Origin of the sequence: Sporosarcina sp. ACRSL, from assembly GCF_022346605.1 — a bacterium.
In the GTDB taxonomy this organism is placed as follows: Bacteria; Bacillota; Bacilli; order Bacillales_A; family Planococcaceae; genus Sporosarcina.
On sequence record NZ_JAKRNT010000001.1, the window covers coordinates 133,454 to 147,785 of the forward strand.

Sequence of the window (14,332 nt, forward strand, 5' to 3'; positions counted from 1 at the left end):
AGTCTAAATAGTTTAAAATATTTGTGAGGTGTATTTTAAACAAGGGAAAAGGGGCCAAAACATGCTTAGTGTAAAGAAAAAGTATTCTATTGAACAATTTATCAATTGTGAGAGTCTATTGGGGGCATCGATTTCACCTGATGATGAAAAAATCTTATTTGGAAGTGACCGTTCTGGCGTCTATAATACGTACGCGGTTTCACGTACAGGAAGCAATGTTGAGCAACTGACATATTCTGATGACAATTATATGATACCCGTAGGCTATTTCCCGGATGGTCGCAAGTTTCTGTACAGAAGTGACCAAGGCGGAAATGAGATCACACATCTTTATGTGCAAACTGAAGATGGGAAAAGTATTGATCTTACCCCGGGTAAAGAAGAAAAAGCACAGTTTCATCGTTGGAGTCGGGATGACAAGCATTTTTTCTATGAATCGAATAAGCGGGATCCGCGTTTTATGGATTTGTATGAAATGAATATTGATACTTTTGAGCCGACGTTATTGTTTAAAAATGAGGATGGTTATTTTGTTATGGCAATTTCAGATGACAAAAAAACGATTGCCTTACAAAAGCCGCGGACATCGAATGATTCGGATATGTTTATTTACACGGAAGAAGAAGGTATCAAACATTTGTCCGATCATGTTGGCGATGTTCAATTTCAGCCAGTTGCTTTTAATTCGGATTCTACCTATTTATATTACTTAACAGATGAAAATCATGAGTTTTTATATTTGATGCGACTCTGTTTATCGTCCGGAAATAGAGAGGTAGTCGCGAAAGAAAACTGGGATATTTTAACGGCCCGCTTTTCTCCTCATTATAAATACCTTTACTATTTTTTAAATAATGATGCCAAGATTGAAGTGAAAGTTATAGAGTCGGAAACTGGAGAGCATGTTGAAATAGCGAATTTTCCGGAAGGGCAAATTAGTGGATTATCTATTTCTAGAAGTGAACAGTATATGGTATTTTTATTAAATCGTTCAACAGCGCCAGCGAATTTGTATGTATACGACTTTGATGCTAAGGAATTAAGTTGCTTAACAGACACACTGAATCCAGAGATTGATGAGCGTGACTTAGTGAATGCACGGGTCGTTCATTATCCTTCGTTTGATGGGCTTGAGATCCCTGCTATCTATTATGAACCGCACTTGGAAGATGGAGAAAAAGCACCTGCACTCGTTTGGGTTCATGGAGGACCAGGTGGGCAGTCGACAGTCGATTTTAGCCCGATGATCCAGTACTTAGTGAACCATGGATATGCCGTGCTCGCTGTGAATAACCGTGGAAGTTCTGGATACGGGAAAACGTTCTTCAAGGCAGCTGATTTGAAGCACGGTGAAATTGATTTGGCTGATTGTATTGAAGGGAAAAAGTTTTTGATTGATACGGGGCGAATCGATGAGAATCGCATCGGCATCATTGGCGGAAGTTACGGCGGTTATATGACGCTTGCTGCTCTCGCATTCCAACCCGGATCATTTGAAGTGGGCGTGAATATATTTGGAGTGTCCAACTGGGAGCGAACGTTAAAAAGTATTCCAGCATGGTGGGAGGCAATGCGTGACCTGTTGTATAAAAAAATTGGTGACCCGTATACACAAACCGAATATATCCGTAGTATTTCACCGCTTTTCCATGCAGAAAAAATTAACAAGCCGCTCATTGTCTTACAAGGCGCAAATGATCCACGTGTTTTGCAAGTGGAATCAGATGATATTGTTGAAAAGGTGAAAGAGAATGGTGTTCCTGTAGAATACATCATTTTTGAAGACGAAGGACATGGTTTTACAAAACGTGAAAATCAAATTAAAGGATATCGAGCAATCCGGGAATTTTTGGATACGTATTTGTAAGTGTAAAAACTCCAGTGCGACGATGCACTGGATTTTTTTGGGGATATTTATATATTCTTTCTAGTTAGGAAGGATATTCAAATTAAATGGAGAATTACATAAGAAATACAATTGAAGGAGTGATAGCATGGAAGTAAAAACGATTGCCACTTTTGAGTGTGAGGTTATCAAGAAGGAGTACAAATTGATTGGACAAAGCCTAACAGCAAATTTTCCCCAATCGTTCCCAGACGCGGCCGTTAAAGTTCAAATGGACTTTGAGAAACGGATCAATGAAGTGAAAAATTGCAAAAATAAGCATGTGTTAATCAGTCCGCATATGTGCAACGATATCGTTGCCACTTATTTCGCATGTGTAGAAGTTGAAGAGCTTACGGAAATTCCTGAAGGGATGATTGGATTTACCATTCCAATGATGGACTATGCGAAAATTAGTTGCTCCAATAAAACGATCAATCAAGGGTATTCCAAAATATTTGCGTGGATGGGCGAGAATGGATATAAACAAAAATGGTTTGATAAGTCGTTTCCAATTGAGATTTTCTATATTCAAGAGGGAGCAGAGGAAGAAGTCGTTGAAATTTTAGTACCGATCCAATGAGTAGAGAACCGGCTATCCCTAATAAGGGGGTAGCCGGTTCATTTTATTTGCTATTGTAGATTGGAACAATTAATTATATGATGACAGACGTACCATGACAGAGGAGGAAACACAATTTGTATTCAGTCATCACGGCTTCACTGATTTTTATCATTACGCTTATTTTTGTTATTTGGCAACCTAGAAACCTGTCCATTGGATGGTCTGCATGTGTCGGCGCAATCATTGCATTACTAGTTGGTGTCGTCGACTTTACGGATGTACTTGACGTAACGGGAATAGTTTGGAATGCAACACTCGCTTTTGTTGCCATCATTATCATCTCATTAATCCTTGATGAAATCGGCTTTTTTGAATGGTCTGCCTTACATATGGCCCGGTTAGCCAAAGGAAGCGGGCTGCGAATGTTTGTTTATGTCAGTATCCTTGGTGCGATCGTGGCGGCGTTATTCGCGAATGATGGCGCAGCGCTAATCTTGACCCCAATCGTATTGGCGATGGTTAGGAATTTGAAGTTCAGCGATAAAATGATATTTCCATTTATCATTGCAAGTGGTTTTATCGCAGATACGACATCATTGCCATTAGTTGTAAGTAACTTGGTCAATATCGTTTCTGCCGACTTTTTTGGCATCGGTTTTGTGGAATATGCGTCGAGGATGATTGTTCCGAACTTATTTTCATTAATCGCAAGCATTCTTGTCTTGTATTTATTTTTCCGTAAGAGCATTCCTAGCAATTATGAAGTAGCTGAATTGAAGAGACCTGAGGAAGCAATCAGGGATCACAAGATGTTTCGTCTTTCCTGGGGAGTTCTGGGCATTTTGCTCGTTGGATACTTCTCGAGTGAATTCATTGGGCTTCCAGTATCGTTCATCGCTGGAATTGTGGCCATTTTCTTTTTGATGATGGCGAAGCAAAGTCCTGCTGTTCAAACGAAACAAGTGTTGAAAGGGGCACCTTGGAATATCGTCTTCTTCTCAATTGGCATGTATGTCGTTGTATATGGATTGAGAAATGCGGGGTTGACGAGCGTCCTGGCAGATATTATTCAATTAGCTGCAGATCAAGGGCTCTTCGTAGCTACAATCTCTATGGGCTTCATTGCAGCATTTTTATCATCCGTCATGAACAATATGCCAACTGTCATGATCGATGCACTCGCGATAGCGGAAACGAACACGACGGGACAAATTCGTGAAGCGCTTATCTATGCAAACATCATTGGGTCGGATTTAGGCCCTAAAATAACACCGATCGGTTCACTGGCAACGTTGCTTTGGCTGCATGTCCTTTCGCAAAAAGGCGTGAAAATTGGGTGGGGAACGTATTTTAAATTCGGAATCATCCTGACGATTCCTACACTTTTTGTAACGCTTGTAGGACTATACGTCTGGTTATTGATCATTTAAAAATAGGGAAGTGATAAAGTATGAAGAAAAAAACTATTTATTTCCTTTGTACCGGCAACTCTTGCCGCAGCCAGATGGCTGAAGGGTGGGGGAAAAAGATTCTTGGTGAGCAATGGGATGTTAAAAGCGCCGGCATTGAAGCGCATGGAGTCAATCCGAACGCAGTAAAGGCAATGAACGAAGTAGGAATTGATATTTCAACTCAAACGTCAGATATCATTGACATGGAAATATTGAATAATGCTGATTTTATCGTTACCTTATGCGGGGATGCGGCAGACAAATGTCCGGTGACACCTGCTCATATAAAACGTGCGCATTGGGGATTCGATGATCCCGCAAAAGCAACAGGAACAGAAGAGGAGAATTGGGCTTTCTTTCAGCGAGTACGGAATGAAATTGGTCGAAGGATTGAACAATTTAGCGAAACTGGGGAATGAATGTAGTGATACTTCAGCTTTATCTTCTGTAATGTTTGCACGTAAAAGCCATTTGAAGTTGTATATATTTGTAGAGAATACGCGCGTGCCTTCCCATTGGCGTGTCTTCATGTAAAAAAGGCTTAAGACGCCGAAGGAATTCGCTATCACAGTGACATCGGTCTCCATAGAGCCGGTAGCATTTATCATGTGCTTTGCAAGCAGCATCTACTGCATTCAGTGGAGCGCCAGGTCCGTTGCAGCCAGGACCGCACCAGTTGTATCCAGGAAATAAGCAAAAACGGAGTTTTCTAATTTCTCTCGGCAACAATTTAATGACCTCCTACGGAATAAAATATTATTATAGTTTATTCTATATATGCGATTACAAATAAGCGGGAACCTACGAAAAGACTAAAAATCCCTTAGCACTTTTTTATAGCGCTAAGGGAGTTAACTCATAACTATGCTTTTGATATTTCTTTATACATTTCCAAAGTAGATAGTAGAAATTCCTTATCATACTGTGTCATCTCATTTATTTTATCTACCCATTGTTCAATGGAGCTCAACTTCGGTTCACGGATCAAGCCTTCATTACTACTTAAGAAACTCTCCCAATTGTTGAATTCCCAATGGGCAATCTCGTTCTCATAGAAGACTCTGCATTCCAATAATGGTGGTTGACTAATTTGATTTTGGGAGTATTCAGCGGCTTGGAAAAAAGTATCGTTGTCGATTGTACTAGGATTATATACTTGTCTAGAAATCTTGCCGTTCGGTCTATGATACAGAATTTCGAAATGCTCATTATGATGTTTTACTTGGATTTTGGCGCCAGGAAAAAAGTCGCTAAGTTTTTCATCCGTATACTCCTCATGATTGTTGCTGACCAGAATGGGGCGTATCCATTGGTCACCTAAATCACATAAATACCGGTTTCCGTTTTCATCCAAAGCGATAACGGCGCTATGCAAATTATGGCTAATCGGGTAAGCTGTAATTCCCTCACTTTGAAATTCGTCCAACAACCAAATGGACAAGTCAAAGCAATTTCCAGTTATCCCATACTGCTCCCGATGTTCTTTCATTAACGAAACATCCCGCTGCTTCTTTTTTGTGCCTTGATGATAAAACCAAAGCTTTGTCAATCTTTCCATCGGAAAGTCATTGAATCTGTTCCATACTTTTAGAATCTGTTCAGGCGCGTGCAAATAAAACACTCACTTTCAAGTCATTTATTAATATTGAATTCATCTATTTCTTCATGCAGCGAACTTGCCCACCATGTTTCTTGAGTACCGTACATATAACTCTTTATTTCTATTTGTAGCGGATGGGGCTGTAAATTCCATTCTTTTAAATCCATCGCATTCACCCAGAAAAATTCAATATGTGGTTCCCTTGAAGTTGGATTAATGTCGGTATGCAAGTCTTCACTATGCACTTCAAATACTTGATTAACCTCGCAATTGAGTACTCCTTTGTTCATCCACTTATGCTCAACTAGTCCAAGAAATTTGTTGACAGTACAAGAGATTCCTAATTCCTCATGTATCTCTCTTATTAGAGCATCCTTTGCACTTTCACCAAACTCAATATGCCCCCCTGGCAAAAAGGTATTTCTATGTCCGATGGCACGAGCGACTAGTATTTTTCCATCTTTAATGAAGATTCCTCTTGCTAAATGGTGAAATTTCTTATCCATAGGTCCCCCCCTTATTAACCGTTCACTTCATTAATACTATTCGGATTATGTAATATCCTTTATTCTAGTAGAATTTCTTTTTGAATGAATATATAACCAGTAAAAGAATACAAAAGAACAGACCCAAGGCATCAAGCCTGACAGGTCTGTTCCGAAGAAAAAAGTTAACTCTCTTGAAGGGAAGAATTAACATTGACGTATTTAATCTATCCTTACTTGCCTGAAGGGTGAGAGGAGGCAGTATGGAAAAGATTATGATGTAAACACTTGTCCTATTACTAAAACCTAAAGGCTAAGGATAAAATGCTTTGCCTTAAAGGGAGAGCTTAATAAAAGAAGGCAGTCCCTACGATAATCAGAAGAATGAACAGAACAACGATTAAAGCAAAGTTGCTGTGAAATCCATATCCTCCTCCATATCCACCACTCATATCTCTTCACCTCCCTGTAACTATTAGTACAGTATATGAACTGGCTTTCTGACGGATTGGACATACATCAGGTACATTGAAAAAGATTCATCACATCGTCATCATATTTTAAAATTGATCTTCTTAATAAAACACCACTCTCCGCATTGGTAAAAGCGGGAGTGGTGTTTCAACGTTCATCTCCCAAAAAAATATAAGGTGTATTGAATAATAGAAACCAGATTACTATTCAATTTATAACAAATTACTCCGTTGAATCTACAAATTTAATTGGGTGCAATGATGGTTTTCTTTACATTCGCATTAAATTTTTGGATATTCGATGAACAAATTGTGTCTTTTATATCGCTGTTTAATGAACTATTTGTGACGATTTTGACCGCTTTTTTAGTGAAGTTTTTGTGAAAAGCGTGTCGAATAATTGTTTTTAGCATTTTATTATATTAAGATAAACTCCTAGTTCAAGGAATTGCTGAACTCTATAACTTCACATGCTGTTTCTATAGCTTATAGAACAAAAGAAAGGGGTACTTCCATGAAAAAGAAATGGGCTTTATTAAGCTTGGTAATTGGTATTTTTACAGTGTTAGCGGGCTGTGAACCGTTAATGGTGCTGGATCCGAAAGGCCCCCAAGCTGAAACAATATCCAATGTTATTTGGATTTCGATAGCTACGATGGCGATTGTAGTAATTTCTGTTTTCGCTTTATTGATTTACGTCGTTCTAAAATATCGTGCTTCGAAACAGGACCCGGATTATGAACCTCCTCATATTGAAGGGAATCCGATTGTTGAAACAATCATTGTAGGGATACCAGTTATCATCATCATTTTCCTTTCCATCGTAACTGTCAAATCTACTTATGAAGTTGAGGCGACACCGCAAGGATATGAAGATCAGGAACCATTGGTCATCTATGCTGCATCTTCTGACTGGAAATGGCATTTCAGTTATCCTGAACAAGGTATTGAAACGGTGAACTACTTGTACATCCCTACGGATCGTGCGTTGGAGTTTAAACTCTACTCCTACGGCCCGATTACAAGCTTCTGGATTCCGCAATTGGGTGGTCAAAAATATGCGATGTCAGATATGATCACTACATTACATTTGGCGGCAGAAGTTCCTGGTGAATATATGGGAAGAAACTCGAACTTCAGCGGGAAAGGCTTTGCAGAGAATGTCTTTAACGTGAAAGCAATGCCTGAAGAAGAATTCAATGAGTGGGTAGAAGATGTGAAAGCGAACGCTGAACCTCTTACTGAAGAGAGATTTGATGAACTGCTCGAACCAGGCCATCTGGGACAATTAACGTTCAGTGGGACTCACTTAGGATTTTTACCACCGCCTGAGCATGATCATGGATCAAGTGAATCTCACGATGAAGAGCATGATTCAGATAAAGCGAGTGGGGATGAAACGGAACATTCCGATCATCAATAAAATTGACTACTTTCCGCTTACCTTATGATATCTGTTACGAAATAAAAGTTCGAAAGGAGCACAAAAAGTATGGATTACTTTGATCGATTTGCCATACCTCATCCGAGTCCTGCCATATACGCATCCATGGTTGCTATTGTTCTAACTTTGATTGCGATTGTCATAGGCTTAACCTATTTTAAAAAATGGGGTTATTTATGGCGTGAATGGTTGACAACTGTTGACCATAAACGGATCGGTATTATGTACCTTATTGCCGCATTACTTATGTTGTTCCGCGGTGGGGTGGACGCACTTATGATGCGGGCACAAACTGCAGTTCCAGACAACACATTGCTGGATGCCCAGCATTACAATGAAGTCTTCACGACCCACGGGGTTGTCATGATCATCTTTATGGCGATGCCATTTATTTATGCTTTAATGAATTTCGTTGTACCTTTACAAATCGGAGCTCGTGACGTAGCGTTCCCACGTTTGAACGCACTAAGTTTCTGGTTGTTCTTTATGGGTGCGATGTTATTCAATATCTCGTTCGTCGTCGGTGGTTCTCCAGACGCTGGTTGGACTTCGTACTTCCCGCTTGCAGGGAATGACTTTAGCCAATCTGTCGGAACGAACTATTATATGTTGTCAATTCAAATTGCTGGTATCGGTACGTTAATCTCAGGTATTAACTTCTGTACGACTATTTTCAAGATGAGAGCACCAGGCATGACGTTGATGAAAATGCCGATGTTCACTTGGACTGCTTTAATTACGAATGCGATTGTTGTGTTCGCTTTCCCAGTATTGACGATTGCGTTGTTACTTGGAACAATGGACCGTCTATTTGGAACACATATCTTTACAATGACAAATGGCGGTATGGATATGCTTTGGGCGAACCTGTTCTGGGTTTGGGGACATCCAGAAGTTTATATCCTCATATTGCCGGCGTTCGGGATTTATAGTGAGGTTGTATCTACCTTCTCACAACGTAACTTGTATGGTTATAAATCAATGGTCGGTTCGATTGTGATCATTTCGTTCCTATCATTCTTAGTTTGGACTCACCATTTCTATACAATGGGTCAAGGTCCTTTGACAAACAGTATTTTCTCAATTACAACGATGGCGATTGCCATTCCAACCGGTATTAAAATCTTTAACTGGTTACTGACAATGCGGAAAGGGAAAATCAAATTCACTGTTCCGATGTTGTACGCAGTAGGGTTTATCCCAATCTTCACAATCGGCGGTGTTACTGGCGTCATGCTTGGTATGGCGAGTGCCGATTATCAATACCATAATACGATGTTCCTGGTAGCGCATTTCCATTACACGATCATTCCAGGTGTAGTGTTTGCGATGCTAGCTGGTCTTACGTATTGGTGGCCAAAAATGTTTGGCTTCATGCTTAATGAAAGAATAGGGAAATGGGCATTCTGGTTTATTGCCATTAGCTTTAACGTCACATTCTTCCCGATGTTCTTCACAGGTTTGGACGGCCAAGCTCGCCGGATGTATACTTACTCAGAAGCAACTGGGTTCGGCCCGTTAAATATGCTTTCCTTCATAGGAGCAGTCGGCTTGGCGATCGGCTTTGCGTTAATCGTCTATAACGTCTATTACAGCGTGCGGCATTCTTCTCGGGATATCGGTTCGGATCCGTGGAATGCACGAACACTCGAATGGGCGACACAAACGCCAGTTCAATCGTATAACTTTGCGCGTACACCACACGTGAACTCTAGTGAAGCTTTCTGGGATCATAAGAAAAATGGTCTATCATTATTCAAAGGCGATATCGAGAAGATTCATATGCCGAATAATAGCGGAGTGCCGTTCATTATGAGCTGTATCTTCTTCGTTTGGGGCTTCTCGTTCGTATTCAGCATGTGGATTCCAGCAATTATTACGACGATTGCAATCTTTGCATGCATGGCTCACCGTTCATTCGAAAAAGACGACGGCTATTATATTCCCGTCGATGAAATTAAAGCAACAGAAAAAGATAGCGAGGTGTTAGCAAATGAAAGTCGATAACTCGCTTCCACTTGAATATAGTACGCATCAAAATAAGATGAATATTTTCGGATTCTGGGTTTTCATAGGTGCCGAAGTCATGCTCTTTGCTACGCTTTTCGCAACCTATTTCACCTTGGAAAACCGTATAGGAAATGGACCATCAGGTGCGGAGATTTTTGAAATCACTCCGGTACTCATCGAAACGTTCTTGTTGCTAACAAGTAGTTTCACGATCGGTCTCGGTGTCCACGCTATGCGACTCGGCAGAAAGAATGCAATGATAACATTCTTCGCCATCACATTGCTATTAGGTTTATCATTCCTCGGTGTGGAAATCTACGAGTTCATTCACTATGCCAATGTGGGAGCAGGACTACAAGTGAGTGCCTTTACAGCAATCTTGCTGACCACATTAGGGACGCATGGGGCTCACGTTACAGTCGGTCTGTTCTGGGGATTGTTCATTATCATGCAAGTGAAAAAGCGTGGTTTGACGCCTGCAACGGCCAATAAATCGTTTATCTTCTCACTTTACTGGCATTTCTTAGATGTCGTCTGGATCTTTATCTTCAGCTTCATCTACTTGAAAGGAATGATGTAATATGAGAGAGTTATTCCCACGTAAACTCGTTATGGGCTTTGTCTTCTCGCTCGTTCTGACGATAGCTGCCTTGACGGTCTATTTCTTAGATATGTCTTATGCAGCAGGGTTGACAGTCCTTTTAGCCACGGCATTAACCCAAGCAGCAGTTCAGCTTATCGGCTTCATGCATGTCGGTGAGTCCGAGGATAAAGTTCCGATTTACTTGAACATTTATTATGGAATTGCGATCGCCCTTGTCACGATTTTCGGTACGCTGCTAATCTTGATTTGGGATATGTAAATTCAAAAGCGAAGGGTGGCGGAACCGTTGCTCCTAACGCTACGCTTTTACTCGCAAAAGCCGTTCTTCGTGACGGCTTTCACTGCGACAGGCATAAGGCGGATCTGCGAAACGGCGCTCTTTGCCGTGCAGCAGAGATGACTTATGTCCCGAGCAGTTGCCACCCGGAGTCTAGACGATAACAAAAGCGGAGGGTGCCTGCTGGCGCCCGAAGCTGGATGATAACAAAAGAGGAAAGGAGCGCCTACGAAGGTGCTCCTTTCCTCTTTTTTTATTGGATACTTCTTATCCTTTGATTCACTTTTTCATGCATTTCTTCTGTAGCAACGAAGAAGACGCCCATCAGGAAGATAAAAATTGCTCCCATAACTGTCCCGATCCCGATACCAGTAATTGCACTGTAATCGCTTACAAAAAATCCATATAAGAAGATCGAGATTCCGATTGTAAGAATTGTGATGCCGACAACTTTAACAGCGTTCAATATTTGTAATTTGGTTTCCATTACCAACACCCCTTTACTCTATTATTTATCCTGTTCACAAATTTGTCAAACTTAATTTTAGCGTAATTTAAAATACTGTCGATAAATCATAACAAAAGCACCCTGTCCGGTTGGATAGGGTGCTCTTGACATTACCTCTGTGCCACTGGTTCGATATTATGGGGGTGAACAGATGTTTTATTACTTTTAATTGAAATTGCTGCAATAATCGAGATGACGCAACAGATGATTAAGAACCAGAATGCCGCATTATAGGAACCTGTTGCTTTGATTATGAATCCCATTACCAATGGAGAAGCGAAGCCTGCAGCCTGTGCACCCATGTTAATGATACCCATTGCAGAACCGATTGTTTTCTTTGGCATCATTTTATGAGGTAAAGCAAATGCTACTGTAAAGGCAAAGCTCTTAAATACCATGCAGAGATTTAAATATAACATTGCCAACGGAATAGAGGTTGTCGTAAACATTAAATAAAGGAAAACCCCTGAAACAAGCATGCCAAAAGCTGCATAATATTTTTCTAGATTTACAAAGAAACGATCTAACAGCCAACTGCTAATAAGCATGGCAATACCCGTTGTTATTCCTGGAAGAGCAGCGTAGAAACCCATTGTCATAATATCCATTCCTCGCGCTTCCATTAGATAGGATGGAAGCCAAGAGGCGATGCCCCAGTTAACGATACCCGCCGCAAACCACATAACAGTGATTTTCCATAATTCAACATTTGATAGTAAATCCCTAAAGGGCACGCTATTCTCAGATGCCTTGAGTTGTTGAGTTTTCGGCTTGAAATAAACCAAAAATGCAAATGTCAGTAAGATACCTAACATACCCACAACGATAAACATATTTCTCCAACCCATCATGACAATCATTGGCGCCGCTACTAGGGGAGCAAGGGCCATTCCAAAATAATTGGAAGACATGAGAGTAGCAGAGGCCTTTGGTCTTTCATCTTTTGGAAAATAATCTGCTATCCCTTTTTGGGCTGCTGAAGGATACGCACCTTGACCGATACCGAATAAAAACCGAATAACGATTAAGGAGATAAATGACCATGCCAATCCTGTGAATACGGTAAATATTGACCATAAAACAATGGACCAAATTAATACTTTTCTTGATCCGAACTTATCCGTTAGCCATCCGCCAGGAATTTGCATAATCGCATAGGAAATAAAAAAACTACTTAAAATCACTCCAACTTGCGCGGCGTCTAAACTGAAATCATCCTTAATGTAAATAACAGCTACACTGATGACCATTCGATCCAAATAATCTACCAGAAATCCAATGAACATCAACCAAAGGATAAAGTTTTTACTGTTTTGAGCTTTTTCAATATGTTTACGCATTATATCGCCCTCATTCTTTGTATTTGTGAGTCTACTTCTAACCGTCTAGAGAAGTAATCTTATAAGCGAATAAAGTTAAATACTCTCAACAAAGTTACTTTTCGGGTGATGCTGTGCTTTAATGACTTGTCCTGCTCTTGTCCCTATATATTCACCGTTATGAACAGTTAGTTTTCCGTTAATCAAAACGTCAATGATTCCTTTAGGCTCTAAAAGAGGCTCTTCAAAACTTGCGCAGTCTTCAATTTTTTCAGGGTCGAAAACGACGATATCCGCTTGGTATCCCTCTCTAATCAGGCCTCGATTTTTTAATCTCATTAGTTGAGCTGGGGCACTTGTCATTTGACGAATAGCTTGTTCGAGTGTCAGTGTTCCTTCTTCTCTTACGTATTTTCCTAGTACTCTTGGAAACGTCCCATATAATCGTGGATGGGGCTTTCCGCCAAAGATTCCATCGGATCCAACCATTTGCAGCGGATGGCTCATGGCAAGCATCACTTCCTCTTCGTAACCCCAATGAATAACCATTGTCACACTACCTTTTTCTTCTAGTAAAAGATCTAAAGCAGCGTCGTCAGGCATCTTATTCGTGATTTCCGCAACTTCTAGCATATTTTTTCCTTCAAGATGCTTATTTTTCTCAGTTTGAACTGAGCTGATTGTGATATTATTCCAACCACAATTTAACACCCAGTTTTCATAGTCAGTGTTATTTTTGAGATCAACACTGATTCTTTTTCGATCCTCTGGATTTTGTAACCTTGCTAGCATCTCGTCAGTTCCGCCTGAATGCATCCAAGGTGGGAGGATGGCATGAAATACAGTTGAAGCTGCATTGTATGGGTATTGGTCAAACGTAATTTCAATACCTTCGGATCTTGCTTCTTCCATTTTTTCTAGTGCTCTTTTGAATTTAGCGCGATTCTTATGGCCGATTACTTTAAAATGAGATATATGCAGTCTAATTCCAGTCTGCCTTGCTACATCGATGACTTCGTCCAAGGCCGTTAAAGAGTGAATGCTTTCATTTCGAATATGAACCACAAAACAACCATCGTATTTTGCGGCCCCTTTGCATAGCTCAATTAGTTCTTCTTTGTTTGAAAAAACATTCGGAGGATATACGAGTCCAGACGATATTCCGACTGCTCCTTGTCGCATTCCTTCTTCAACCAATTCTCTCATCCTGTTCATTTCCTCTTGAGTAGAGGTTCTGCCTTCAAATCCCATAACAAGAGTCCGGACAGCGCCGTGGGGGACGAGGTATGCTGCGTTGCCAATCATTTTTGAGTCTTTCAGAAAAGTTAAGTACTCAGTTATACTGTTCCATGGCCACTCTCCAATATCACCATTCAACCCGTTTAATTGTTTTTGCCATAATGGCTTCGTTTCTTCTGAAACGGGTGCGACCGATATTCCATCTTGACCGAATAATTCAGTCGTTACCCCTTGGAGAGCTTTGATTTTATGAATTTCGGGCTTCGTAGCAAGTAGATCTGAGTGAACGTGAGGGTCAATAAACCCTGGCGATACAGCCATTCCGTTACAATCAATAATTTGTAAGGCTTGTTCATTACTTAAGTCCCCAAGAAATGCAATCTTTTCATCCCTTATCCCAATGTCTAATTTTTTCCACGGATTTCCGCTTCCATCAAATACACGTCCGTTTTTTAAAATCACATCAAACATA

General features: G+C 40.5%; 15 protein-coding genes. 8 read left to right on the forward strand and 7 right to left on the reverse strand.

From position 1 onward, the window contains the following. The first annotated feature begins 61 nt into the window (after nt 1–61). The 4 genes from MHZ92_RS00860 to arsC all read left to right on the forward strand — a co-directional run bounded on the left by MHZ92_RS00860 (nt 62) and on the right by arsC (nt 4,320). Complete coding sequence (locus MHZ92_RS00860; RefSeq protein WP_239429602.1) at nt 62–1,867, forward strand: S9 family peptidase; 1,806 nt, start codon at nt 62–64, stop codon at nt 1,865–1,867. Nucleotides 1,868–1,994: 127 nt separating this feature from the next. Further along, on the forward strand, nt 1,995–2,468 hold the full coding sequence (locus tag MHZ92_RS00865; protein ID WP_239429603.1) for a GyrI-like domain-containing protein: 474 nt from the start codon (nt 1,995–1,997) through the stop codon (nt 2,466–2,468). Nucleotides 2,469–2,584: 116 nt separating this feature from the next. Then, complete coding sequence (locus MHZ92_RS00870) at nt 2,585–3,880, forward strand: arsenic transporter (protein WP_239429604.1); 1,296 nt, start codon at nt 2,585–2,587, stop codon at nt 3,878–3,880. A 20-nt stretch (nt 3,881–3,900) separates the two neighbouring features. Next, on the forward strand, nt 3,901–4,320 hold the full coding sequence (arsC, locus tag MHZ92_RS00875) for an arsenate reductase (thioredoxin) (RefSeq protein ID WP_239429605.1): 420 nt from the start codon (nt 3,901–3,903) through the stop codon (nt 4,318–4,320). A 19-nt stretch (nt 4,321–4,339) separates the two neighbouring features. On the opposite strand, the gene MHZ92_RS00880 is transcribed toward arsC, so the two are convergent. The 4 genes from MHZ92_RS00880 to MHZ92_RS00895 form a co-directional block, all read right to left on the reverse strand. Further along, the gene (locus MHZ92_RS00880; RefSeq protein ID WP_370644530.1) at nt 4,340–4,630 is read right to left on the reverse strand and encodes a phospholipase; all 291 of its coding nucleotides are present in this window, start codon (nt 4,628–4,630) and stop codon (nt 4,340–4,342) included. Between the two features lie 133 nt (nt 4,631–4,763). Next, complete coding sequence (locus tag MHZ92_RS00885; RefSeq protein WP_370644531.1) at nt 4,764–5,390, reverse strand: hypothetical protein; 627 nt, start codon at nt 5,388–5,390, stop codon at nt 4,764–4,766. Nucleotides 5,391–5,533: 143 nt separating this feature from the next. Beyond that, nucleotides 5,534–6,007, reverse strand: coding sequence for an NUDIX domain-containing protein (locus MHZ92_RS00890; protein ID WP_239429606.1), 474 nt, complete (start codon nt 6,005–6,007; stop codon nt 5,534–5,536). Nucleotides 6,008–6,333: 326 nt separating this feature from the next. Further along, entirely contained in the window at nt 6,334–6,438 is a 105-nt protein-coding gene (locus MHZ92_RS00895; protein WP_239429607.1) for a YjcZ family sporulation protein, read from the reverse strand. Between the two features lie 535 nt (nt 6,439–6,973). On the opposite strand from MHZ92_RS00895, the gene qoxA reads away from it, so the two are divergent. The 4 genes from qoxA (at nt 6,974) to qoxD (ending at nt 10,776) form a co-directional block, all read left to right on the forward strand. After that, the gene (qoxA, locus tag MHZ92_RS00900) at nt 6,974–7,882 is read left to right on the forward strand and encodes a cytochrome aa3 quinol oxidase subunit II (RefSeq protein WP_239429608.1); all 909 of its coding nucleotides are present in this window, start codon (nt 6,974–6,976) and stop codon (nt 7,880–7,882) included. 69 nt (nt 7,883–7,951) lie between these two features. Further along, on the forward strand, nt 7,952–9,910 hold the full coding sequence (qoxB, locus tag MHZ92_RS00905) for a cytochrome aa3 quinol oxidase subunit I (RefSeq protein WP_239429609.1): 1,959 nt from the start codon (nt 7,952–7,954) through the stop codon (nt 9,908–9,910). Further along, the gene (qoxC, locus tag MHZ92_RS00910) at nt 9,897–10,493 is read left to right on the forward strand and encodes a cytochrome aa3 quinol oxidase subunit III (RefSeq protein ID WP_239429610.1); all 597 of its coding nucleotides are present in this window, start codon (nt 9,897–9,899) and stop codon (nt 10,491–10,493) included. Before qoxB ends, qoxC begins: the two co-directional genes overlap by 14 nt. Before the next feature lies 1 nt (nt 10,494). Then, complete coding sequence (qoxD, locus tag MHZ92_RS00915) at nt 10,495–10,776, forward strand: cytochrome aa3 quinol oxidase subunit IV (RefSeq protein WP_239429611.1); 282 nt, start codon at nt 10,495–10,497, stop codon at nt 10,774–10,776. 271 nt (nt 10,777–11,047) lie between these two features. On the opposite strand, the gene MHZ92_RS00920 is transcribed toward qoxD, so the two are convergent. The 3 genes from MHZ92_RS00920 to MHZ92_RS00930 form a co-directional block, all read right to left on the reverse strand. Continuing rightward, entirely contained in the window at nt 11,048–11,281 is a 234-nt protein-coding gene (locus MHZ92_RS00920; protein WP_239429612.1) for a hypothetical protein, read from the reverse strand. A gap of 131 nt (nt 11,282–11,412) precedes the next feature. Continuing rightward, nucleotides 11,413–12,642 (reverse strand): MFS transporter, encoded by a 1,230-nt coding sequence (locus tag MHZ92_RS00925; protein WP_239429613.1) that lies wholly within the window; start codon nt 12,640–12,642, stop codon nt 11,413–11,415. Between the two features lie 75 nt (nt 12,643–12,717). Continuing rightward, nucleotides 12,718–14,331: an N-acyl-D-amino-acid deacylase family protein gene (locus MHZ92_RS00930; protein WP_239429614.1), complete on the reverse strand. Its 1,614-nt coding sequence runs from the start codon at nt 14,329–14,331 to the stop codon at nt 12,718–12,720. Nucleotide 14,332: the final 1 nt, after the last annotated feature.

Excerpts from the sequence above, each read along its gene's own strand:
- qoxB (WP_239429609.1), top strand. The coding sequence starts at position 7,952 with ATGGATTACTTTGATCGATTTGCCATACCTCATCCGAGTCCTGCCATA.
- MHZ92_RS00885 (WP_370644531.1), bottom strand. The coding sequence starts at position 5,390 with ATGAAAGAACATCGGGAGCAGTATGGGATAACTGGAAATTGCTTTGAC.
- MHZ92_RS00890 (WP_239429606.1), bottom strand. The coding sequence starts at position 6,007 with ATGGATAAGAAATTTCACCATTTAGCAAGAGGAATCTTCATTAAAGAT.
- MHZ92_RS00925 (WP_239429613.1), bottom strand. The coding sequence starts at position 12,642 with ATGCGTAAACATATTGAAAAAGCTCAAAACAGTAAAAACTTTATCCTT.
- MHZ92_RS00930 (WP_239429614.1), bottom strand. The coding sequence starts at position 14,331 with ATGTTTGATGTGATTTTAAAAAACGGACGTGTATTTGATGGAAGCGGA.
- qoxC (WP_239429610.1), top strand. The coding sequence starts at position 9,897 with ATGAAAGTCGATAACTCGCTTCCACTTGAATATAGTACGCATCAAAAT.
- qoxD (WP_239429611.1), top strand. The coding sequence starts at position 10,495 with ATGAGAGAGTTATTCCCACGTAAACTCGTTATGGGCTTTGTCTTCTCG.
- arsC (WP_239429605.1), top strand. The coding sequence starts at position 3,901 with ATGAAGAAAAAAACTATTTATTTCCTTTGTACCGGCAACTCTTGCCGC.
- MHZ92_RS00920 (WP_239429612.1), bottom strand. The coding sequence starts at position 11,281 with ATGGAAACCAAATTACAAATATTGAACGCTGTTAAAGTTGTCGGCATC.
- qoxA (WP_239429608.1), top strand. The coding sequence starts at position 6,974 with ATGAAAAAGAAATGGGCTTTATTAAGCTTGGTAATTGGTATTTTTACA.
- MHZ92_RS00865 (WP_239429603.1), top strand. The coding sequence starts at position 1,995 with ATGGAAGTAAAAACGATTGCCACTTTTGAGTGTGAGGTTATCAAGAAG.
- MHZ92_RS00860 (WP_239429602.1), top strand. The coding sequence starts at position 62 with ATGCTTAGTGTAAAGAAAAAGTATTCTATTGAACAATTTATCAATTGT.
- MHZ92_RS00895 (WP_239429607.1), bottom strand. The coding sequence starts at position 6,438 with ATGAGTGGTGGATATGGAGGAGGATATGGATTTCACAGCAACTTTGCT.